Raw genomic sequence first — 23,069 nt, forward strand, 5'->3', positions numbered from 1 at the left:
CGAATAGTAGGGAATTAGGTGGACGCCGGCCCGGTTGGCTCGGCCAGCAGCCAGTCGACGGCGGGCGGAATATCCTCAAAAAAAGCCGCGGTGATAGCCCGCTGCAGCTGCTTGGCCACGGCGGGGGTGTGCAGGCGGTGCGCGGGCTCCAGGGTGGGCACTACAGCGTAGCGCGCGAAGTGGGTATCGGCCAGCACGGCCGGCAGCCAGGTGTTCAGTAGCCAGTCGCGGTCGGCGGGGGCGGGGGCGGCGGGCATGGCGCGGTGGTCGGCCAGGATGCCGCGTAGCGGGTAGCGCCGCAGTAGGTTGTGGGCATGAATGTAGAGGGCGCGAAACTCGGGCCCGGTCATGGGCACGCCCGACCAGTGCAGGTACAGGTAGCCGTCGGCGGGCACGTAATCGACCGAGCCAACGGCATTGGAGAAGTAGTGGTGGGTTGGGGACATGGGTAGTGCGCAGTTAGCTATTGGCTGACAGCTTTTGATTCAAGAACAATGAGTTGCGGGTAATGCAATGGCGGTTTAGTGGCGGCTGGTTATTTAGCAAAGGCAATAAGCAGCAACGGCGGGCCCCCATCAGGCGGGTACGCGGGTGAGCCAGCCCAGCAAGCGCTTCAACGTAAGGCCCTGCACCACGGCCGAAAACAGCACCACGGCAAACGTCATGGGCACGAATATTTCGGGGTGCATCTCGTCGGGCAGGCCCAGCGCCAGGGCCAGCGAAATGCCCCCGCGCAGCCCGCCCCAGCTCAATATGGCCAGCGTGCGCGGCGGTAGCTTCGCCGAAAGGCCCAGCAGCCGGGTGGGCAGGGCCAGTGCCACGTAGCGCACCAGCAGCGCCAGCACGGCCGCCGCCACGCCCAGCCCCAGGTAAAACGGGCTAAACCCAATTACGACCAGCTCCAGGCCCATGAGCACGAAGAGCACGGCGTTGAGCACCTCATCGAGCGCTTCCCAGAACTTCTCCAGGTAATCGCGGGTGGTGTCCGACACGGCCTCGCTGCGGCTCACGTTGCCGATGGCCAGGCCCGCCACCACCATGGCCAGGGGCCCTGATATGTGCAGGGCGTGGCACAGCGCGTAGCCGCCCATCACCAGGGCCAGCGTCAGAATAACTTCGGTCTGGAAGTTGTCGACCGTGCGAATAAGCCGGTAGCCCACGTAGCCCAGCGCCGCCCCGGCCAGCAGCCCGCCCCCGGCCTCGCGCAGCAGCAGCAGGGCCGCCGAGCCCACGCTGGGGGTTTGGCCCGGCGTGGCCACTTCCAGCAGAGTGGCGAAAACCACTACCCCGAAGCCGTCGTTGAAGAGGGACTCGCCGGCTAGGTTGGTTTCGATGTTCTTGTCGAGGTCGGTGGTTTTGAGAATGCCCAGCACCGCGATGGGGTCGGTGGGCGCGATGAGGGCCCCGAACAGCAGGCACGGCAGCAGCGGCAGCTCCACTCCGGCCAGGTGCAGCAGCCCGTAGGTGCCCAAGCCCACCAGCCCGGTGGCCAGCAACAGGCCCACTGTCGAGTAGGCCGCAATGCTGCGCCATACCGCTTTCAGGGCATTCACCCGCACGTGCAGCGAGCCGGCAAAGAGCAAGAAGCTCAGCACCGACCCCATGAGGAATTCCGTGAAATCGAACTCTAACAGGGCCCCCCGCACGGCATTGGTGAAGCCCGGCACAATGCGGCCACCGGCCAGTACGGCCGCCGCCGCCGCCACGCCCAGCAGCAGAAACATGATGCCCGCCGGCTGGCGCAAAAACCGGGCGTTTAAGTAGGAAAACAGGGCCGCCAGGGTTAGCAGCGCTGCCGAAAAAGAAAATAAACTCATCCTTTGGCCTAACGGCTCTCGCCGGCTGGGGTTATGGCAGGGCGCTGCGGCTGGGTAGGGAGCCGGCGGGCAGGTGGCGGGGCCAGCGCATCTTGCCGGTGCATGGTTTCGCGGACGAAGCCCCGGCGCAGGCCGGGTCGCGGGCAATTTTATAGGAACGGAATTAGAGCAAATTTCAAGTCAGTGTACACTAGGTCTTTTTTCTAAATACATATCACTTTTTCAATACTTAAGTTTACCGGTCCGTAATCGATGAGCCAAATTTGAGCAATATGATTTAATCGGTTGCGATAGGTCTCTTTGACGATTCGAAAGCATTTGCACGTGCGGTTAATGTGCTCAATTTTGACGCTTTTACTTCGAAAAGCCTTGTTCTGTCTTTTCTGCTTTTTGGTCCGCTCCCCATCTTTAGGTTTTTTGTGCGGAATCTGACGCCGGGCATGCACCTTCGCAATCCCTACGTAACCTAAGTCGCCTTTTACCTTGATTTTGCGATGAATTTTCAGGGGGCGTTTCCTGGAAAATACGGATATCGGATTTGCGTCCCGCTAATTCTACCTGGCAATGCTGGATGACATTGTTCCTTTGACTGCTAATTAATTGCGATTTAATGATGTGTTTTTTTTAAGCCGTTGTAGTAGCGCTCCTGGTCTTTTTTGGGTCGTTCAATTGGCTGTGCCGTCACTTCTGCTATCACCGTTTTTACGCCCTGGTACTTCAACGCTTCTGAATTTTTGAGTCCTACCACCTTGGCCAGGATGGCCCGCATCTTGCAAAATAGTTTATGGCAATAGCTTTCCGAAATTCCGTAAGAGAACTCCAGGCCCAGAAACGTCGGATACTGTCGTAAGTACTCGAAGGTTAGGAACAGCTGGTTTGCAAACGCGCGGATTAGCCCGAAGTAATTTATATCTATCATTCATAGCCAAGGGTTTATATTTATTTACGCTTTTTGTATTGTAAATTTGTACAAGAAAGAGGTCTACTATTGCAACGAAAAAAGCGCCGGTCAAGTAGGCCGGCGCTTTCAGCAAAGTATTGGACAGGACCCCGACCAACTGGCCGCGGCTTTCTTATGGAGAATATCGGATTCGAACCGATGACTTCCTGCTTGCGGAGCAGGCGCTCTAGCCAACTGAGCTAATCCCCCAAGTGCGGGCAAACATACGGCCGCCGCCGCTTGCTCGGTGGTTTCCACGATGTTTTTCGTGCTGTGGCCGTTGCCGGTCACTGGGTAAGGCACGGCGCCCACCGCCTGCAACAGCGTTGGCACTAGGGCCAGGGCCCCCGGCTTACCGCACCAGCAGCTCGGTGGGGGGGCTTTTGCGGCCGTTGGGGGCGATGGTGACGGCCCGCACCAGTAGGCGCCGGCCCTGCGGCACAGCGAGCGGCTTAGTGTAGCGGTCGGTGGTTTCGTCGGGCAGATGGCCGTCGAGGGTGTAGTGGATTTGGGCCCCCGGTACCAGCGAGCGGAGCGTGAACACGGCTTTGCCATCCTGCCGCACCACGCTGAGGCTGTCGAGGCCCACAGGCTCGGGCACGCGGTAGTTGATGGCCTTCGCGTCGAGGCGGGCAAACTGCTGGCCCAGGCGGGGCAGGAACGCGGCGTAGTTCTTCTGGGCGGCGGGCGTCCAGGCCACTTCGGCCACGGCCAGTAGCCTGGGGAACAGCATGTACTCCACCTTCTGCGGTGTCGTGATGTACTCCGTCCACAGGTTTGCTTGGATACCCAGGATGTGCTTTTGCTGCGCGGGGGTCAGCTCTTTGGGGAGCGGGTTGTAGCTGTACACCTTTTCCAGGGGCAGATAGCCGCCGATCATCAGCGGCTCGTCGGGGCTGTTGGGCTGCGGGTTCTGGCCGTAGTCGAGGTAGAGGTAGGTGGTGGGCGTCATCACCACGTCGTTGCCGTGGCGGGCGGCCTCGATGCCGCCCTTTTCGCCGCGCCAGCTCATCACGGTGGCCTTGTCGTCGATGCCGCCCTCCAGAATCTCGTCCCAGCCAATCATCTTTTTGCCCTTGCCCGTCAAAAACGCCTCGATGCGGCGGTTGAACCAGCCCTGCACCTTCTCCACGTCGGTATAGCCCTCTTTTTTCATGATTTCCTGCACCGCCGCGCTCTCCTTCCAGCGGGTTTTGGGGGCCTCATCGCCCCCGATGTGCACATAGGGCCCCGGGAACAGGGCGCACACCTCCGCCAGTACGTCCTCAAAGAAGCGGAACGTGGGCTCGGTGGGGCACACGATGTCGTCGATGACGCCCCACATCGTCCAGGTTTCGTAGGGCCCCGGCTTGCAGGCCAGCTCGGGGTAGGCAGCCAGGATGGCCACCGAGTGGCCCGGCATTTCAATTTCGGGCACCACCGTCACGTAGCGCTCCCGGGCGTAGGCCACCACCTCCCGGATCTGGTCCTGGGTGTAAAAGCCGCCGTAGGGCGTGCCGTCGTACTTGAAATCGGCAGGAGTTTTGAACATCTGCTGGGCCCCAATCAGCGTTTCTTTGCGGAAGGCGCTGATTTGCGTGAGCTTGGGGTACTTCTTGATTTCGATGCGCCAGCCCTGGTCGTCGGTCAGGTGCCAGTGAAAGGTGTTGAACTTGTAGGCGGCCAGAAAGTCGATGTACTTCTTCACGAACGGCACCGGGAAGAAGTGGCGGCACACGTCGAGCATCCCCCCGCGCCATCCAAACGCCGGCTCGTCGGCAATGCGCACGTAGGGCACGCGCGCGGCGGCCGTGGCCTTGGGCGGTAGTAGTTGCAATAGCGTCTGGATGCCGTAGAACAGGCCCGCGCCGCCCGCTGCCGTGATGCTCACGCCGCTCTTGTCCACTACCAGCTGGTAGCCCTCGGGGCCCCCGGGGGCCCCGGGCGCGGCCGTGAGCAGCCGGATTTGCGCAGCCTGGCGGTTGGTGGTCAGGGCCACGGTTTTGCCCAGTGGGGCCAGGAATCCTTTTAGCAGCTCGGCCACGTTTTGGGCGGCCGGGCCGGTGGCGTATACGCTAATTTTTTGGGGCAGGGCGTAGGTGCCGGCGCTAGTGTGCACTTCGCGGGGCAGCGGTACCAGGCCCAAAGGCGTGCCGGATTGCGCGAGCGCAGGGGCCCCCAGCAGGAGACCGGTGGCGAGGAGGGTACCAAAGCGGGCGGGAAACATCGGCATAAAAGGACGATCAAGAGGTGAGAAAAGTGGGTAGGCAAAAAGGAAGGGCGGTGGTCCAAAATGGGGTAGGGCCCTAAAAAGCTAGCTGCGAAGTCAAAATAGCAGACTTACTACGAATTATGAATCGTTTTTCGGCAGTGGTCTGACACGGGATGGTCTGGCGAATTACCCGAAGGGCTTCGTCGGGCCACTCTCACTAAAAAACAGCGGCTCTGGGGAATCGTAAGAGTGGTCCGACGATAGAAAAAGTAGCCGGACCACCTCGCTTTAGATCACCGTTAATTCATCACTGATTTGGGCCGGTCGGCGGCAGCTACGCCCCAGCTGATGCTGGGCTGGGGGCCCATCACGATAATTATTTTCCCGCCAGCTAATAAATCTTTGTGCAAGAGGTACGATTTGCCGTACGGCTGGCCGTTTACGCGCACGCTTTGGATGTATTTATTTGCCGTGCTGTTGTTTTTAACGCTGATGGAAAGGGTCTTTCCGTCGGCGAAAGTTAAATCCGCCTGGCTTATTATTGGGCTGCCCAATACGTAGGCCCCGTTGGCCGGATTCAGCGGGTAGAAGCCCAGGGCCGAGAAAACGTACCACGCCGACATCTGCCCCACGTCCTCGTTGCCGATGATGCCCGCGGGCTTATCAGTGTAGAAATCGGCCATGACGGCCCGCACTTTATCGGCCGTTTTCCAGGGCTGGCCCACGTAATTATACAGGTAAGCAATGTGGTGGCTGGGCTCGTTGCCGTGGGCATATTGCCCAATTAAGCCGGTGATGTCGTTGGACGCTTCATTGCCCATATCACCCTTTGCCACGAACAGCGAATCTAATTTTAAACTAAAGGGTTTTTCGCCGCCCAACAGGCTAATTAATCCCTCCACATCCTGCGGTACCAGCCACGTGTATTGCCAGGCGTTGCCCTCCGTAAAGTCATCCTTCATGTGGCGCGATACGAACGGGTCAAACGGCGTGCGCCACGCGGTTTGGGAGATGCGGCCGCGCATGAAGCGCGTTTGTTTGTTGAAATAATTCTCGTAGTTCTTGGCCCGCTTGCTGAAGTAGGCGTAGTCGGTGGCCTTGCCCATTTTCTTGGCCATTTGGGCAATGCACCAGTCGTCGATGGCGTATTCCAGGCCCTTGGCCACGCTTTCGGTTTGGCTGTCGGCCGGAATAAACCCGAATTCTTTCACGGCTTTCAGGCCCTGCTCGTCCTGCATAGCCGTGGTTTTCACGGCCTCGTATGCTAGCGCCGCATCGAAGCCGGTGAAGCCTTTTAAATACGCGTCTACCACCACCGGCACCGCGCTGTAGCCCACCATGGTGTTGGTTTCGTTGCCCATTAGGGGCCATACGGGCAGCTTGCCCTGCTGCTGGTAGATGGCCAGCATCGAGCGCACCATGTCGTTCACCCGGTTCGGTTGCAGTAGTGTAAACAGCGGGTGCGCCGCCCGGTACGTGTCCCAGAGGGAGAACGTGGTGAGGTTGGTGAAATTAGCGCCCTGGTAAATTTTCTTGTCGGTCCCGCGGTAATCGCCGTTATGGTCGTTGAAAATAGAGGGCGCTATCATGGTGTGGTACAGCGCGGTATAAAACACCTTTTGCTGCGCCGGGTCGCTCATTTGCACGCGTACTTTCTGCAATTCTTTCTCCCAGGATGCATTAGCTTCGGCGACTACTTTAGCAAAATTCCAGTGCGGAATTTCGGCCTTAATATTTACCAGTGCGTTGGCCGTGCTCACGGGCGAAATGCCGACTTTCAGCTTCACTTTTTCATCGGCCTGCGTTGAAAAAGTAACCACGCCTTTAATTCTATTTCCCTTGGCAGCCGCCACGGTACTGCCCAACGAATCGGTTACCTGGTAGCTGCTGAATTTTCGGATGGGTTTGGAAAAAACCGCCGCGAAATAAATACGTTGGTCGGGGGCCCAGCCCTTCGAGAAACGGTAGCCGGTGAGGGTGCTGTCGTTGATTTGCTCGATGGCCGTTTCGATGGCAAGATCCCAGCCAATGCCTTCTTGCAGGTCGATGACGAGGTGCGCCTCGTTGGACTTGGGGAAGGTGTACTGGTGGAAGCCAACCCGCTCGGTAGCAGTTAGCTCGGCGCGCACGCCGTAGCGCTTCAACTGCACCGAATAGTAGCCGGGCCGGGCTTGCTCGTCGCGGTGCGAGAACAGGGAAACGTAGCCTTTATCGGGGTTTTTGGCCGTGCCTTTAATCACGCGCACCGGGCCAGTGGTGGGCATCACGGAAATGTCGCCCAGGTCGCCGATGCCCGTGCCGCTGAGGTGCATGTGCGAAAAACCGACGATAGTGGAGTCGGAATAATTGTAACCCGAGCACCAATCCCAGCCCTCGGAAATATTGGCGGGGCCCAGCTGCACGGCGCCAAACGGCACGTTGGCCCCCATGAATACATGGCCGTGGAAACCCGTACCAATGTAGGGGTCAACGTATTGCGTGAGGCCCCGGGGCCCCTGGCCGCCGGCCGTGGTGCCAGTGGCAGCATTTTCGTTGCTGATGCAGGCCATTAAAGTGGCCAGGCCGCAGACCAGCGCGACCGTTGGAAATAATAATCGGGTGGGGTGAAGCTTCATAAAATGTATTTCAAATTTGTTTCTAAATTAGAAAGAATGTAGGTCGTCATGCAGAGCGCAGCGAAGCATCTTTCTGGCGTAGCTAATCATGGTTACTGACGCGGGAAAGATGCTTCGCTGCGCTCTGCATGACGTTCTTTTTTGTGCGGTTTTTCTATTCAGGGCCAATTCTATTGTCCTTAATTAGCCGCTACGGGCAGTAGCTGTCTCTCTACGTTCCAGCCTTCTACCGAAACCAGGGGCATGGGGCCCCCGGGGGTGTAATCCATTACTACGGTGGTGCTCTCGCCGGGCAGCACCGACACGTAGTTATCGCTGTAGAACACGGGCAGCAGGCGCTGCTGCGTGCTGGGGTTCACCAGCGCCAGGCGGTTGAAAAAGGCCACCGGGGCATTGGCCGGGTTGGTCAGCGTCACGGATATTTTATCCTTGGCCAGCTGCTTGGCGGCTATTTTGACGGTGGTTTTGGCCATGGTTTTCAGGCCAGAAAATTCGCCCTTCGCGTCGGACAGCCAGTAGAAATTGTGGCTGACGACCTTCTTGTTCAGGTCTTGCAGCTGGAGCGAGAGGAACATACCCTTTTGCTTAGCCATTTGCCGCACCACGGCGCCGATGGGCAGGTAATTCTTGGCCATCGAGGGGTTGATTTCCACGATGACCTGCGTGATGTTGGTCTTTTTGCCGGCCAGGTCGTAGGCGTCCACCACCAGCATCAGGTCGCGCTGCACCGCAAACGAGTTGTTGACAATCATCACCATGCTGTCCACGGGGTTGTACATGGGGTGCAGCGGTGCGCTGCCGCTGCGCAGGCCGTAGAGGCAGGCGTTGGGGTCGAGGTAGTAGTCGTACATCTGCCCGCGCATCGATGTCCAGGGGTTCTGCGTTTTCCAAATGATGGTGCCCGTGTACCATTCCCACATGTGGGCGCTGAAGCCTTCCATCAGAGCCCGGTACTGGTTGTAGTTGACGAGCTGCGCTTTAAGGGCAAAATCCCGGACGCTCGTTGGGGCCCCGTAGGGCAGCAAGTACTGGTTGTAGCCCACGCCGGTGTAGGTATGGTAGGTCCAGACGGAATCTGCCTTTTCGGCGTTTTTGCTGGCGGGGCCCAGGTATTGGGGCGCCATCAGGTTGGCTTTGGGAATGAACCGCTCCAGCGACTCGTAGTCGCCCACTCCCACTGAGCCTACTTCGGAGTTGAACGGAAACGTGCGGACGGCCCAGAAGCTGCGCGGGTCCTGGATGCCATAGGGCCCGTCGCCGTTGCCGCCCAACCGGTTGTACGACAGGCTATCGGAGTTAGAATACGGGATGAACCAGCGCGTACCATCCAGCCGGGGCAGGATGGAATCGGCCAGCGCCGTGAGAATATCCCTCGGCGGGGTGATTTCGTTGCCGCCGCACCACATAGCTAGCGAGGCGTGGTTGCGCACCATTTTCACCTGGTCGGCGGCCGAGTTGATGAACAGCCGGTGGTCGTCGGGGTACTGGCGGCGCGTCCACTGGTCCTCCGCCTTTTGGGGGTCCAGCCAGCGGCCGTTGGCATCGCCCGACATCCAGAAGTCCTGGATGACCAGTAGGCCGTACTTGTCGCAGGCCGCATAAAACTCGGGCCGCTCCACCAGGGCCCCGCCCCAAACCCGGATCAGGTTCAGGTTCATGTCGCGGTGAAACCGGATTTCGGCGTCGTAGCGGGCGTCCGTAAACCGGAGCATGGCGTCCGAAATAATCCAGTTGCCGCCCTTGATGAACACCTTTTGGCCGTTCACCAGCACCTGTCGGCTCTGGGTTTTGGCGTTCCACTGGGTCTGGATTTCGCGCACGCCCACCTCCACGGTTTCCGCATCCGATACAGTTTTGCTACCGATGACGAACTGCATTTTCAGCTGGTACAGCGGCTGGGCCCCGTAGCCGTTGGGCCACCACAGCTTGGGGTTGGGCAGGCGCAAATCCTTGAGGCTGACCACCTGGGTAGACTGCGCCGGGATGCTTACTGATTGCGATACCGTGTGGCCGTCGAGAGTGTATTGCAGGGCCCCCGCAATGGCCTTGGCCGTGGGGTTTTCCAGCTCGGCCGACACCTGCACCATGGCCGGCGCCTGGCCCCCCCCAGGCAGCCGCACCCCGGGCACGCGGGTCACCACGTGCGGGTTCTTCAGGTTGATGGCCCCGGTGCGCTCCAGCACCACCTTGTCCCAAATGCCGGTGTTGCGGTCCCGGATGGGCTGAATCCAGTCCCAGCCGGCCGTGTACTGGGTGGCCACGCTCTTGGCAATGCGGCCGTCGCCGCCCTGGCCGCCGTTGGGGTTGCCCACCGGGTCGGCCGGGTACACGATGATGGCCAGGCGGTTCTGGTTGTCGCGGGCCAGGTAGGGCGTCACGTTGTATTCCTGGCGCAGAAACATGCCGTGGTGCGTCAGCTTGTTGATTTTTTGGCCATTCAGGAACACGTCGCAGCTGTAGTTCACGCCCCGCAAGTGCAGCCAAATCTGCTCCTTAGCGGCCACTGGTGCCTCTGTGAAGTCCTTCACGAACCAGTAGGTGTAGTAGTCGCGGCCGGTAGTGTAAATGTCCGGAATGTGCTTGTTGTTCATCCCGTAGAACGGGTCAGGTACCTGCTTATTAGCCAATTGGGTAGCTAGTACAGTGCCGGGTACCACGGCCGGGGCCCACCCGGCCAGCACGTACGACGGCCGCGAGAGGGCCAGCCCGTCGGCCCTGGTCTTCGCCGCCGGTAGGCACTGCCAGCCCGTATTAAACTCGCGCTGGATTTGGGCCCATAGTGGGAAACGGAGTACCAGCAAAAGAAGTAGGCAGAGCGGAAGCCGGTAGGTCATTGGTAGGGCCCCCACGGGGGTAATAGTTGGTACTGAAGGCAAGGCGGCTTAGCAGGTAATGGATTTAAGAACGTCATGCTCATCTGGCGTCCGCGCAGCCGAAGCATCTCTACTGCGGCAGTAATCATGGTTAGTCAGCGGTAGAGATGCTTCGGCTGCGCGGACGCCAGATGAGTATGACGGCCTAATTTCGCTTAATTGAACGGCTGCTTAGCTGCCGGCGGGCAGGCTGAGGCCTTTTTGCACCTGAAAATCCGCTTTCAGCTGAATGTCGTCCGACGCGGCGCCCACCATTGCGGTGAAAGCGCCTGGTTCCACCACCCAATTCATTTCTGGGTTTAGCAGCATCAGGTCGTCGGGGCCCAGGGTGAAGATTACGGTCTTTTCCTCGCCGGCCCGCAACGCCAGCCGCTGGAATTTCTTGAGCTGCCTGGCGGGCGTCACGACGGAGCTTACGTTGTCTTTGAGGTAGAGCTGGGCCACCTCGTCGCCGGCCCGGGCGCTGGTGTTTTTCACCTTGAAGCTGACCTTAACCTGCACGGTGCCGGCGCTCTCCACTACGTCGGTGCGCAGGTCGGAGTAGGCGAATTTGGCGTAGCTTAGCCCGTAGCCGAAGCTGTAGAGCGGCTTGGCGTCCATCTCCACGTAGTCGTGCCGGGCCGGGGATTTGTAGTTGTAGTACACCGGCAATTGGCCCACGCTTTTGGGCACCGAAATCGGCAGGCGGCCGGCGGGGTTCACGTCGCCGAACAGCACATCGGCTACGGCGTTTCCGCCTTCCTGGCCCGGGTACCAGGCGTCGAGCAAGGCGGGCACGTGGGCCGCCAACCAGTTCAGGTTCAGTGGCCGGCCCTTGATGAGCACGACTACCACCGGCGTGCCGGTAGCCACCACGGCCTGCACCAGCTGCAGCTGCTTGCCCAGCAAATCCAGCGTGGCCCGGTCAAATCCCTCGCCGCTCTCCATGTCGCTGATGAGCTGGCCGCCCGCGGCGGCTGCGACGGTGGCCGCGCCGGTGCTCTGGTACTCGGTTTTGAAGTCGCGGGCGCTGGAGCCACCCACCACCACCACCGCCACCTGGGCCCCCCGTGCCGCCGCCACCGCGCTGGCAATGTCGGCGCTCGTGGTATCGCGGATGGCGCAGCCCTGCACGTAAGTCACCTTCGTCGCGGCCGATACCTTGGCCTTGATGCCTTCCAGCACCGTCACGATGTTATCCTCCGGCTGGGGCGCGGCATAGTCGCCCAGCTGGTTGTAGATGTTGTCGGCGTTGGGGCCGATGACGGCGATGGTTTCCAGGTCTTTGCGGAGCGGTAGCAGGTCGCGCTCATTCTTCAGCAGCACCACCGACTCCTGCGCCACGCGGCGCGCCAGCTGCACGTGGGTCGGGGTCCGGACCTGCTTGGCCGCGTTTTTCACCACCACGTAGGGGTTTTCAAATAGGCCCATTTCGAACTTCTGGCGCAGCAGCCGGCCCACGGCCCGGTCCAGCACCTCGGCCGATACCGACCCGTCGGCCACGGCCGCCAGCAGCTCCTTGTCGTAGCCGTAGCCGCTGAGGTCGGTGTCGAGGCCGGCGTTGATGGCCAGTGCCGCCGCCGCCACCGGGGTGGCCGCCACGCGGTGCCCGCCCACCAGCCCCGAAATGCTGCCCAAATCCGACACCGTGAAGCCCTGGAAGCCCCACTGCTTGCGCAGCAAATCCGTCAGCAAGAACTTGTTGGCTGAGCACGGTACGCCGTCCACGGAGTTGTAGGCCGTCATCACCGACCGGGCCCCGGCCTTCACCGCGGCCCGGAACGGCGGCAAAAAGCTCTGGTACAGCTCGCGGGGCCCCGTGCTGATACTGCCCCCGTTGTGCCCGCCCTCGGGCACGCCGTAGGCTGTGAAGTGCTTGAGCGTCGAGATGATGTGGGGCCCGCCCACCGGGCCGGGGCCCTGGAAGCCGTGCACCATGGCCACGCCCATCTGGCTGGTCAGCACGGGGTCTTCGCCGTAGGTTTCCTCCACCCGCGACCAGCGCGGCTCGCGGGCCAGGTCCAGCACCGGGCCGTAGCCCACATGGGCCCCCTGGGCGCGGGCCTCGGCGGCAATGGCGGCGGCCATCTGCTCGATCAGGGCGGGGTCCCAGGTGCTACTTTGGCCGATGGAGGTGGGAAACACGGTGGTGCCGATGGCCATGTGGCCGTGCGGGCACTCCTCGGCCAGCAGCAGCGGAATGCCCAGCCGGGTGTGCTCCCGGGCGTAGCGCTGGAGGGCGTTGGTGGCCTCGGCCGCCAGGGTCGGGTTCAGGCCGGTTTTGAGCGTTTTCTGGGTCCACGGGTCAGCGCGCAACGTGGCCCACAGCATGCCGATGTGGCGCTCGTCCACGGCCTTGCGGTAGGCCGCGCTGGTACCGACGGTGTTGCCCTGCTTCTGGTACATTGCCCAGCCCAGCAGGGTCGAGAGCTGGCCCACTTTCTCCTCCCGCGTCATCCGGCCCAGCAGGTCCTGCACCCGGGCCTCGGTCGGAGCCTGGGCGTTTTTGTACAGCGGCGGGCCGGCTGGCTGCGCCAGGGCAGGCCCGGCGCTGGCAATGCTCAGTCCGAAAAGAATTCGCTTAAGCATAGGGCCCCGGCTAGCGTGCAGCAAGTATAAAGGCCAGCGCCGGGCAGGCCCCGGCCGTTTTGCCCAGCGCGGCCAGCGGGCCTTTCGGCAAAGTAGTCACGGTTTGGACAGCGCGGGGCTGCCGAGCCGGCGCCGGGGCCCCCAGCGGAAGGCCGGTGGCAAGTGAAGGACTGAGTTGGGTGGGAAGCAAGGACATAGCGGGAAGGATAAGCGGAGCAAAGAACCCGGGGAAAAGTAAAAAACGGCGTCGGTTGGGAAACCACGAACACGCAAAAACGTCGTGCCCGGCGGGCGTCCACGCAACGCAGCACCACTCCGGCACCAGTACTTAGGAGTTACTGCTGCGGGGCTGTACTGCGCTGCGCGGATGCCCGCCGGGCGCGACGTTTTTGTGGCATAGTAAGCAAAATGGCCTGGAGCCCCGGGGCCCTATTTATCCCAATACACGCGGCTGGTGAGGAAGTCGCCACCGTTCACGGCAGCCTTGGCCGTGGCGTAGTTGTTGGGGTTGCTGGTAATCTCGGAGAGGGGGTAGGGGAAGCGGCGCGGAATCGTCCCGTTGGTGGCGTTGCCGGGGTACACCACGGGGGTAAGCACCGGGAAGCCGGTGCGGCGCCAGTTGCTCCACGACTCGTAGAAGTCGAGCATGGTGTTGGTCAGGGCCCAGTACTGGGCGTTAATCTGTTCCAGCCCTTGGGTGGCCACGTAGGGGTGGGCCGCCAGGTAGGTGGCAATGTCGGCCGGGGCCACGGTCATTGTGGCGTCGTACTGGCTCAGGTAGGTCATGGCGGCCGTTACGCCGGCATTGTAGTGGCTGGCCGCGCCGCCCCCCGCCGTCAGGTTGAAGCGCTGGGCGGCATCGGCTAGCAGCAGCTCCGACTCGGCGTAGGTGAGGATGAACGCCGGGCCGGTGCGCTTCGTCATGCCCGGGTTGGGCGAGGAATAGTCGGGGAACGTGGTGTAGCCCGGGGCCGTCGACACGTCGTAGGCCGGGCGCCCGCTCAGGTCGCGGCCGTTGGGCAGGCCTTTTTGCACGGCCGCCGTGGTCACGAAATTGGCGTTCTGAGTTTTGTTGCCGTCCGAGAGGTAGAGCTGCGTGACCGCAATTTTCGCCAGGCGCGGGTCGTTGTTGGTTTGCAGGTAGTCGATGAAAGTTTTCGACCACTTCACGTAGTAGTGCTCCTGCCCGCCGTCGCCGAGCAGGATTTGGCTGTTGCGGTTTTGGGTGGCCCGGCCGCCGGCCACGTCAAAGAGCACGTAGGCGTTGTCGGCGTCGCTGGTCATGGTTTTGCCCTGCACCTGGGTGGCAATCTGCTGGGCTTTGGCGGGGTCTACTTTGCTCAGGCGCATGCCCAGGCGTAGCAGCAAGGTATTGCTGAAGCGCTGCCACTGCGCAATGTTGCCTTTGTAGTACACGTCGCCCGAGGGAATGTCGGCGTTGGGGTCGAGCGCCGCTGAGGCCTCGGTCACTTCCTTAATCAGGTCGTTGTAAATGGCCATCTGCGAGTCGTACGCGGGCGTGATGATGCCCTGGTAATAGCCCTGGCCCGCCTGCGTGTAGGGCGCAGCGCCGTAGAGGTCCGTGATGCGCTCCATGATGAGTGCGCGCATGACGCGGGCAATTTGGTGCAGGTTTTTGTACTGGTCTTTGCCAGTGGTGAAAGCCACCAGGTCGGTGGCGGGCTTCACCTGCTCGGAGTAGGCGCGCTCCCAGTAAGCGCCGGTATAGCCTTCGTTGAGCAGGTACTTGTCGCCGGCCCAGTAGCTAATGACCGTGGACATTCCCTGCATCATGGTGGCGCAGTAAATGAGGTTGCCGCGCCAGGTTTCGAAGGCAAAGTCGGTGCTGCCGGTATAAGTCAGCTGCTCCTGCGTTAGCAAGTAGTTGCCGTCAAAGTTGGTTTGGCTGTATGTGGTCGGGTTGGTGTTGATTTCGGTGAACCGGTCGGTGCAGCTGCTGGCCAGCAGTAGGATGGCCGCCGTGGCCAGGGCCGCTGGTTTTGGGAGTAAGCTTTTCATATAGCTAATGAGTAAGAAGTTAACGGAAAAGCCTTAAATTTTTGCGTTCAGGTTGAGGCCGAACGTGCGCGACGGTGGCACGCCGCCCAGCTCCAGACCCTGCGTGAAGGCGTTGTAGCTGCCCTCGGGGTCGATGTTGTCGGTGAGGCGGCGGATGAAAAACAGGTTGCGCGCCACCAAGCTCAGGGTCAGGCGCTGCACGTGGTTGTTGAACAGCTTGGTCGGGAACGAGTACCCCAGCGTGACCTGGCGCAGCTTGATGAAGCTGGCGTCCTGTACAAACTGCTTGCTCACGTTGTCAGCCAGCGTGCCGTAGTAGGTTTGGGCGTTGAGGGGGCTGGCGGTGGTGCCGAAGTTGCCCTCGCGGTTCACCAGCGTTTCCTTGCGCAGGCCGTAGAGGGTGGCGTAGTAGTCGGTAGTGGAGAAGATTTTGCCCCCAAACTTGCCGTCAATCAGCACGCCCAGGTTAATGTTGCCGAGCGTGAAGTCGTTGTTCCAGCCCATCGTCCAGGGGTGGTAGGCGGTGCCGTAGGAGGTGAGGTTGCCACGGGCCGGCACGCCGCTGGGGGCCAGCATGATGGTGCCGTCCGTGTTGTATTGGTAGTCGTAGGCGAGCACTTGCCCGAAGGGCTTGCCCACCACCTGCCCCAGGAAGCCCGCCCCCGAGCGCGATGTGGCGTACACCGACTGCGTTTGGTCGGCGGCCAGCGAAAGCACCGTGCTCTTGTTGTAGGCCGCGTTGAACGAAGACGTCCAGGTGAACTTAGCGCTGCGCACCGGTAGTACGGTTAGCAACATCTCCACGCCCTTGTTTTCCAGCTCGCCCGCATTTAGCACGGCGCCTGAGTAGCCCGAAGTAATCGAGGCGGGCGTGTTCACGATTTCGCCCGTCGATTTCTTTTTGTAAAGGGTCAGGTCCAGCCGCAACCGGTTTTGCAGAAAGGCCAGCTCGGTGCCCACCTCCAGCTCGGTGGCGCTGGAGGCCCTCAAGCCGCGGTTCGGAATGTTCGAGTCGGAAGGCCCGCCGTAGGGCACCCCGTTGAGCGTGGTCGAGCCCAGCGAATAGTTGAGCTGCGTTTGGTAGGGCCCCGTGGCCTGCCCCACCCGCGAGTAGCCCGCCCGGATTTTACCGAACGACAGGAAATCGGGCTTGTACAGCTCCGAGAACACGAACGAGCCGCTCACGCCCGGGTAGATTATGTCCTTTCTACTATCAACGCCCGGAGTCGCCAGCGACGAAAACCAGTCTTGTCGCACGGTACCCGTCAAAAACAAAAAGTCCTTGTAAGAGAAGTCCGCCGAGCCGTACACCGACTGCACCTCCAGGTCGTAGAAGATGGGGGCTACCGAGCGCGTCTTGGTGTTGCTCAGCTGGTTGATGCCGAACACGGCGAAGTCATTGCCAAAGTTCTGGAAGCCTTCCTGCTTGGTGCGGCGGTAGCTGGCGCCCAGGTTGGGTGCAAACGTGAAGTCTTCGCCCACCTTAAAGGTTTTGCCGGCCAGCACGTCGGCGTTGAGGTCGGTGAACTGGTTGGTGATTTCCGTGATGCTGCCCGAGGGGCGGTAGGCCGTGCCCGAGGGCGTCACGGTCGTGATGCGGTCGTTGTAGGCATCGCGCCCGAGGCGGCCCTGCAAAAACAGGCCAAAATCGAAGTTGTAGCGGGCCGTCAGGTTGGAGAGCATGCGCTCGCGGCGGGTATTGCTAACAAACTGGTTGGCCGCGAAGTAAGGATTGGTGTTGTACAGGTTGCCGGTGTTGAACGTCAGCTCGTTGCCGTTGGCCAGTGTGCCGATGCCGTTGGGGCCCTGCAAGTCGCGCACGTCAATGCTAGTAGGTAGGAAGGCCACGTTGAAGTTGGCGTTGCCGGCCCCATCCGACAAAACGGGCCGGTTTTTGGCTTGCTCCAGGATGTAGTTGGTGCGCGCATCAATGGTGAGGCGCTTGATGGGGTCGAAGGTACCCGTCAGGTTAAACGTCTGGCGGTCGAGGCGCGAATTCGGCACTACCGCCGTGTTAGCCAGGTCGCTGGCCGAGAGGCGCACCGAGCCGCCCGTAAAGCTTTTGTTGAACGAAAGCGTGTTGGTGAGGGCCCCGCCGGTGCGGTAAAAATTGCGGAGGTTATCCTTCTGGGCGGCGTAGGGCCGCGAGGTGCCATCAAATTGCACCACCGGGGTGCCGTCGAGCCGCGCCCCCCAACTGGAGTTGCCCGACTGCGCCGCCGCCGCGGCCGTCGCGGGCTTGATGCCGGTGCTGCCCTGGCCGTATTCGTACTGCCAGTCGGTGAGGTTGAACGCGCGCTGGGCTACGTAGTTGGTGTTCAGCTCAATCCCGTCGTTGCCCTTTGCGCTCTTGGTCGTAATCAGGATAACGCCGGCCTTGGCCCGGTAGCCGTACAGGGCCGACGCCGCCGCGCCCTTCAGCACCGAAATCGTCTCGATGTCGTCGGGGTTCAGGTTAGAGATGGGGTCGCCAAAGTCGGGTGCGTTGTCGTACTGCCCGCCACTGTTGCCGATGCTGGCCCCGGCCCCGCCGCTGGGCTGGCTCTCCACCGGAATGCCGTTGATGACGTAGAGCGGCTGGTTGGTTTGGTTGATGCTCGACGCGCCCCGGATGATGACGTTGCTCGACGAGCCGGGGCCCCCGGCCGTAGAGTTCACGTTCAGGCCGGCTACCTTGCCCACCAGCGAGTTGGCCACGTTGGTTTCGCGCGCCTCAGTCAGCGAATTGCCCTTGATTTCCGTCACCGAATACCCCAGAGTTTTGCGCTCGCGCGACACGTTCAGGGCCGTCACCACCACCTCGTTGAGGGCCTGCGTGTTCTCGCTCAGCGATACGTTAATCACCGACTGCGACCGCACCCGCACCGTCTGGGCGTTGTAGCCCACGGAGGAAAATACCAGCGCCGCCGTGTCGGCCACTGCGATGGAATAGGTGCCCTCCGCGTTGGTGGTGGCACCGTTGCGCGTGCCCCGCACCATAACTGTAACCCCCGGCAGCGTGCTGCCTTTGGCGTCGGTCACCTTGCCCTTCACCGTCGTCGTTTGGGCCTGTACCAAGCCGGGCAAGCCCAGCAAGAGCAGAAAAATAAGCCAAGTAAAGTTTTTCATAGAATTCGGTGGGGGAATTGGTGGGAAAAAAACGACAGCGCCGTGCTAAAAAGCAGGTTTCCCGCAGCCATGCGGAACGGAGCCAGGCAGCCGGCCGCGAAGCGGCCGGTAATCGAAAGCCAGGCCAGGGGCCCAGCGTGTGAAGCACGGGGGCCCTTAGCCCAGCCGGTGCGGGCGGCCCGTGGGGGCCCCAGCCAAGGGGCTAGGAAGTGCGGTGGGAGTAGCAGCGCAGGGGCAGGGAATGAATGAGGGCATGACAGGGGGGAGTCGTTGAATTGGTAGCCGTTTCAATAACACCGCGCCGATAACTGCGCCTTCACTTGCGGCCCAAACAATGCCGGTATGCTCGCGGAGCACGCTGGTTGCGCGCCCGTTTCTCCGGTCTGGTTCTGGCTGACGAATAAGACTTTTCGAACAACTATATAGCTTAATCTACCCCAAACATAACTGCCTGCTGCACACAAAGCAAGCGAAGGCCAAAAAAATGTGTGCGCACACGCAAGTAGAAAATGCAAAAGGTGCCCGCACACGCAAAAATCTGGTTATAACATTGCTAAACGTCGCCGCAGCGCAGTGCAGCAGCAGGCTTTAATACTTTACCGCGGCCCCGCCGTGCTGGCCGGCGGCCCACCGCTAGCGCGCCGGGGCCCCCGCCTGGGTGCGCTGTGCCATTACCCGGGCAATAGTTGTGAGCAAGGAGTTGGCACCGGCCGCGTCCTGCGTCAGCTCCCAAATCATCACGCCGCTGCCCTGGTCGAAGGCCAGGTTGGTTTTGCGCGCGATGGTGGGCAGGCCGTTGTAGCCCACGCCGCCGAACAGGTCGGCGCTGGGCGGGGCCCCCCGGGCCACTAGGGCCGCGAATGCTTCGCCGGTGGGCTGGCCGTAAAAGGGCAAGCCCAGCACGGCTTTGGTGGCCGGTAGGCCGCGGCCCTTCCAGTAGGCCAGCGTTTCCACCGCCCCCTCATAGGTGGAATGTGCGGGCGGGGGCGCATCGTAGGCCATAATGTTCAGAAAATCAACGTTACTGAACACGATGCTGGGAATGCCGGGCCCCGCCCAGGTGCCCCCGGCCACGGCCGCCGTCAGGAGCAGGCCGCGGGGGTGCAGCTGGGCCGCCAGGGCCTGCATGAGGGCCCCGTAGCCGGCGGCGGTGCTGGCATCGGGGTGCTCCCAATCAATGTCGATGCCGTCGAGCTGGTACGCGGCGGCAAACTGCATCAGATTGGCCGTGAAGGCAGTAATGTAATCCGCGTTGGCCCCGATGGCGTCGAAGGCGCTGTGGTCGCCGTCGTGCCAGCCGCCCACTGACACCAGCACCCGCACCTTGGCGGCGTGGGCCGCCGCCACCAGGCGTCGCAGCTTGGCGGGGTTTTCGAGGGGCTGAAGGCCACCGGTGGCCGTGGGTAGCAAAAAGGCGTAGTTGACGTGGGTGAGGTGGGCGAGCTGCGCGGGGTTCACCTCGCCGCGCCAGGCCGGCAGGTAGCCCACTACCCGGAACTGGGCCCGCGCCGGGACCCCCAGCGCCAGCAGCATCGCCACCAGGGCCCAACGCAGCGAATGTTTCGGGTTCATGGGCACAGCGAATTAAGCAACAGGTAATGCGTAGGATACTGCCGTTTTGGGCTGGTAAGCGTGGCCCTTGAGGGCGAAGAACAGGATGTACAAGTAGCAGGGAATCAGGAGTACGTAGGCTTGCTGCAACCCCAGTCCTTCGCTGAGCTTGCCGTACAGGTAGGGTAGCACCGCGCCGCCCCCGATGCCCATGATGAGCAGCGCCGAGCCGTGCTCGGTGTAGCTGCCCAGGCCCCGGATGCTGAGTGGGAAAATGGCCGGCCACATCAGCGAGTTGGCCAGGCCCAGCAGTGCCACCAGCAGCACCGACGTGAAGCCGTGCGTAACCAAAATGCCCGCCGTGAACAGGGCCCCCACCACGGCGCAAATGGCCAGCGCCCTTTGCTGGCTCACGTGGCGCGGAATAGCCCACACGCCCACAAAATACCCCACCAACATGGCCGTCAGCGTAAGGGAGGTGAAGTTGCGGGCCACGTCGAGGCTGATGCCCTGCGCCCGGCCGTACTGGATAATGGTGTCGCCGGCAATGACTTCCACGCCCACGCAGCAAAACAGCGCCAGCACGCCCAGGGCCAGGTGCGGGTACTGAAAAAGGCCCTTCCCCGCCGCCGCCGTGGCCCCGGCGGTGGGCGTGGGTGCCGTTTCCTCGGTGGTGATTTCGGGCAGGCTGGATAATTTAATCAGGCCGGCAAGCACCACCAAGGCCCCCGCCATCACGAGGTAAGGGAAAATTACGCGGTCGGCCAGCTGCTGAAGCAGCACGGCTTTGGCGGCCGGCGAGGCAGTGCGGGCCAGCTGGCTCTCAAGCTCCGAAGCGCCTTTCAGCACCACCGCCCCGATGATGAACGGGCTCAGGACCCCGGCCACCTTGTTGCAAATGCCCATGATGCTGATGCGCCGGGCGGCACTCTCGATGGGCCCTAGCACGGTGGCGTAGGGGTTGGCGGCAGTTTGGAGCAGCGCCAGGCCGGCCCCTTGCACAAACAAGCCCGCCAGGAACAGCCCAAACGAGCGGGCCTGCGCCGCCGGTACGAACACCAGGGCCCCCGCCGCCATCACAACCAGGCCCAGCGCCATGCCGTTTTTGAAGCCCGTGCGGCGCAAAATCAGCGACGACGGGATGGCCAAAAACACGTAGGCGATGTAGAAGGCGAACGTCACCAACAGCGCCTGCGCGTAGGTCAGGTCGCAGGCAATTTTCAGGAACGGAATCAGCGTGCCGTTGAGCCAGGTGATGAACCCGAAGATGAAAAACAGGGCCCCGATGATGGCCAGGGGCGGAACGACGGTGGCTTTGCTGTCTTTCATACAACAATCAGGAAAAGGAGGAGAGGGTCCGCCCGGGGGCGGAGTGAGGCGGCCGCCCGCGCCCTTGGCGCTGGCGGCCGGGGTCCCCGGCAGGGGCCCCCGGGGCCCTAAAACCGGTAGCGCACGAAGGCCTCCATGGCCTCGTACTCGGCCAGGCCGAGCTGGTCGTAGCGCCTGGCGGTGGCGCGGTTGCGGTCTTCCGAGCGCTGCCAGAACTCGCGCTTGTCGTTGCCGGGGAACACGGCGCTGTCTTTCTGCGACTGGTGCTTGAAGATAGCCTGGCGCTTGCGCATCAACTCCTCGGGACTGATGGGCACGGCCATCTCAATCTCCTCTACGTCCCACTCCTGCCAGGCCCCGCGGTAGAGCCACAAGTAGCAGTCATCGAGCCAGGTCTCCTGGCCCTTGAGACGCGCCAGGGCGGCAAAAATGGCGTCGAGGCACACCTTGTGGGTGCCGTGCGGGTCGCGCAGGTCGCCGGCGGCGAAGATTTGGTGGGGCCGGATTTCCTGCAAAATGTTCACCACTTCCTGGATGTCGGCCTCGCCCAGCGGCTTCTTTTTCACCTGCCCGGTTTCGTAAAACGGCATGTTCATGAAGTACACGTTGGCGGCTTTTACGCCGCAGAAGCGGCAGGCGGCCGATGCTTCGCCCTTCCGGATCAGGGCCTTAATGTCCTGCACCAGCGGGCTGTCTTCCTCGCCCAACTTCTTGCGGCTGAGGAACTCCACCACTTCGGCGTGCTCTTTTTGCATCTTGGTGGCGCCCACGCCCGACTCCCGCGCGAAGTCCAGGGCGAAGTCGGCATAGCGGCGTGCGTCGTCGTCGAACACGGCGATATTGCCCGAGGTCTGGTAGGCCACGTGCACGTCGTGGCCCTGGTCGACGAGGCGCAGCAGCGTACCGCCCATCGAAATCACGTCGTCGTCGGGGTGGGGGCTGAAGATGAGCACCCGCTTGTGGGCCGGCAGGGCCCGTTCGGGCCGCTGGGCGTCGTTCGAGTTGGGCTTGCCGCCCGGCCAGCCCGTGATGGTGTGCTGGATACCGTTGAATACCTTAATGTTGAGGCTATAAGCGTTGCCCGATTCCACCAGCAGGTCGCTCAGGCTGCCGTCCTTGTAGTCTTCGTCGGTGAGCTTGAGGATGGGCTTCTTCATTGTCAGGCTCAGCCAGATAACGGCTCGCCGAATCAGGGCGTCGTCCCAGGCGCACATGCCCACCAGCCAGGGCGTTTTGATGCGCGTCAGCTCCAGAGCGGCCCACTGGTCCACCACCACCCGCGTGTGGGGGTGCTGCTGCAAGAAGGAGGCCGGCACGGCGTCCGAAATCTTGCCCTCCACCGTTTCCTGGAGGATTTTGGCTTTGCCCTCGCCCCAGGCCAGCAGGATGATCTGGCGGGCCTTGGCGATGGTGCCCACGCCCATGGTGAGGGCCCGAAGCGGCACGTATTCTTCCTTGATGAAGTCCTTGGCCGCGTCGGTAATCGTCAGGGGATCAAGCTTTACTAGGCGCGTGGCCGAGGTGCTGGCCGAGCCCGGCTCGTTGAAGCCGATGTGGCCGGTGCGCCCGATGCCGAGCAGTTGTAGGTCGAGCCCGCCGCAGTCCTCGATCAGCCGGTCGTAGGCCTGGCAGTAGGCTTTCACCTGTTCGATGGGCAGCGTGCCGTCCGGGATGTGAACGTTTTCGGGCCGGATGTCCACGTGGTCGAACAGCTGCTCGTGCATGAAGTAGACGTAGCTCTGGAGCTCGTCGGGCGGCATGGGGTAGTACTCGTCGAGGTTGAAGGTGACCACGTTCTGAAAGCTGAGGCCCTCCTCGCGGTGCAGCCGCACCAGCTCCTGGTACACGCCGATGGGCGACGAGCCGGTGGCCAGGCCCAGCACGGTCCGCTCGCCCTTAGCCTGCTTGGCCCGAATCAGCGCGGCAATTTCGTGGGCCACGTAAATGGCGCCTTCCCGCGACGTTTCAAAAACGGTGACCGGCAGTTTCTCAAACGTGGTTTCGGAGTAGTTCAAAACTTCCATGGCTGAATTTCGAGCGTAAAAATGGCGGATTTTT

At 61.9% G+C, this 23,069-nt stretch carries 14 protein-coding genes, 1 tRNA gene and 1 pseudogene; all 16 read right to left on the reverse strand.

What is annotated here, in order from left to right; genetic code table 11:
- Window positions 1-14 precede the first annotated feature (14 nt).
- The 16 genes and pseudogenes from DDQ68_RS00505 to nagB all read right to left on the reverse strand — a co-directional run bounded on the left by DDQ68_RS00505 (window position 15) and on the right by nagB (window position 23,035).
- The gene (locus DDQ68_RS00505; RefSeq protein WP_109651874.1) at window positions 15-446 is read right to left on the reverse strand and encodes a hypothetical protein; all 432 of its coding nucleotides are present in this window, start codon (window positions 444-446) and stop codon (window positions 15-17) included.
- A 129-nt stretch (window positions 447-575) separates the two neighbouring features.
- Window positions 576-1,817 carry a cation:proton antiporter gene (locus tag DDQ68_RS00510; RefSeq protein WP_109651877.1) on the reverse strand — a complete coding sequence of 414 codons (1,242 nt, stop codon included), beginning with the start codon at window positions 1,815-1,817 and terminating at the stop codon, window positions 576-578.
- Between the two features lie 203 nt (window positions 1,818-2,020).
- Window positions 2,021-2,263, reverse strand: a complete 243-nt coding sequence (locus tag DDQ68_RS24510) for a transposase family protein (protein WP_369076528.1) — start codon at window positions 2,261-2,263, stop codon at window positions 2,021-2,023.
- A 161-nt stretch (window positions 2,264-2,424) separates the two neighbouring features.
- The gene (locus tag DDQ68_RS23630; protein ID WP_245897219.1) at window positions 2,425-2,586 is read right to left on the reverse strand and encodes a hypothetical protein; all 162 of its coding nucleotides are present in this window, start codon (window positions 2,584-2,586) and stop codon (window positions 2,425-2,427) included.
- Between the two features lie 39 nt (window positions 2,587-2,625).
- A pseudogene (locus DDQ68_RS24515) lies at window positions 2,626-2,736 on the reverse strand (hypothetical protein); the annotation flags it as partial.
- A 157-nt stretch (window positions 2,737-2,893) separates the two neighbouring features.
- A tRNA-Ala gene (locus DDQ68_RS00525) sits at window positions 2,894-2,967 on the reverse strand.
- A gap of 142 nt (window positions 2,968-3,109) precedes the next feature.
- The gene (locus DDQ68_RS00530; RefSeq protein ID WP_109651887.1) at window positions 3,110-4,969 is read right to left on the reverse strand and encodes a beta-N-acetylhexosaminidase; all 1,860 of its coding nucleotides are present in this window, start codon (window positions 4,967-4,969) and stop codon (window positions 3,110-3,112) included.
- Window positions 4,970-5,247: 278 nt separating this feature from the next.
- Entirely contained in the window at window positions 5,248-7,563 is a 2,316-nt protein-coding gene (locus DDQ68_RS00535) for a GH92 family glycosyl hydrolase (RefSeq protein ID WP_109651891.1), read from the reverse strand.
- A 179-nt stretch (window positions 7,564-7,742) separates the two neighbouring features.
- On the reverse strand, window positions 7,743-10,364 hold the full coding sequence (locus DDQ68_RS00540; protein WP_245897221.1) for a glycoside hydrolase family 2 protein: 2,622 nt from the start codon (window positions 10,362-10,364) through the stop codon (window positions 7,743-7,745).
- Between the two features lie 243 nt (window positions 10,365-10,607).
- Window positions 10,608-13,004 carry a glycoside hydrolase family 3 N-terminal domain-containing protein gene (locus tag DDQ68_RS00545; RefSeq protein ID WP_109651898.1) on the reverse strand — a complete coding sequence of 799 codons (2,397 nt, stop codon included), beginning with the start codon at window positions 13,002-13,004 and terminating at the stop codon, window positions 10,608-10,610.
- A gap of 10 nt (window positions 13,005-13,014) precedes the next feature.
- Complete coding sequence (locus DDQ68_RS22305; RefSeq protein ID WP_162549675.1) at window positions 13,015-13,200, reverse strand: hypothetical protein; 186 nt, start codon at window positions 13,198-13,200, stop codon at window positions 13,015-13,017.
- Window positions 13,201-13,433: 233 nt separating this feature from the next.
- Window positions 13,434-15,023, reverse strand: coding sequence for a SusD/RagB family nutrient-binding outer membrane lipoprotein (locus tag DDQ68_RS00550; protein WP_109651900.1), 1,590 nt, complete (start codon window positions 15,021-15,023; stop codon window positions 13,434-13,436).
- Between the two features lie 33 nt (window positions 15,024-15,056).
- Window positions 15,057-18,131, reverse strand: coding sequence for a SusC/RagA family TonB-linked outer membrane protein (locus DDQ68_RS00555; RefSeq protein WP_109651904.1), 3,075 nt, complete (start codon window positions 18,129-18,131; stop codon window positions 15,057-15,059).
- 633 nt (window positions 18,132-18,764) lie between these two features.
- Window positions 18,765-19,703 carry a glycosyl hydrolase family 18 protein gene (locus DDQ68_RS00560; protein ID WP_109651906.1) on the reverse strand — a complete coding sequence of 313 codons (939 nt, stop codon included), beginning with the start codon at window positions 19,701-19,703 and terminating at the stop codon, window positions 18,765-18,767.
- Window positions 19,704-19,715: 12 nt separating this feature from the next.
- A complete protein-coding gene (locus DDQ68_RS00565; protein ID WP_109651909.1) occupies window positions 19,716-21,011 on the reverse strand; it encodes a sugar MFS transporter in 1,296 nt (431 codons plus the stop codon).
- Between the two features lie 107 nt (window positions 21,012-21,118).
- Window positions 21,119-23,035 (reverse strand): glucosamine-6-phosphate deaminase, encoded by a 1,917-nt coding sequence (gene nagB, locus DDQ68_RS00570; protein WP_109651911.1) that lies wholly within the window; start codon window positions 23,033-23,035, stop codon window positions 21,119-21,121.
- Window positions 23,036-23,069 lie beyond the last annotated feature (34 nt).

Source organism: Hymenobacter nivis, from assembly GCF_003149515.1.
Taxonomy (GTDB): Bacteria; Bacteroidota; Bacteroidia; order Cytophagales; family Hymenobacteraceae; genus Hymenobacter; species Hymenobacter nivis.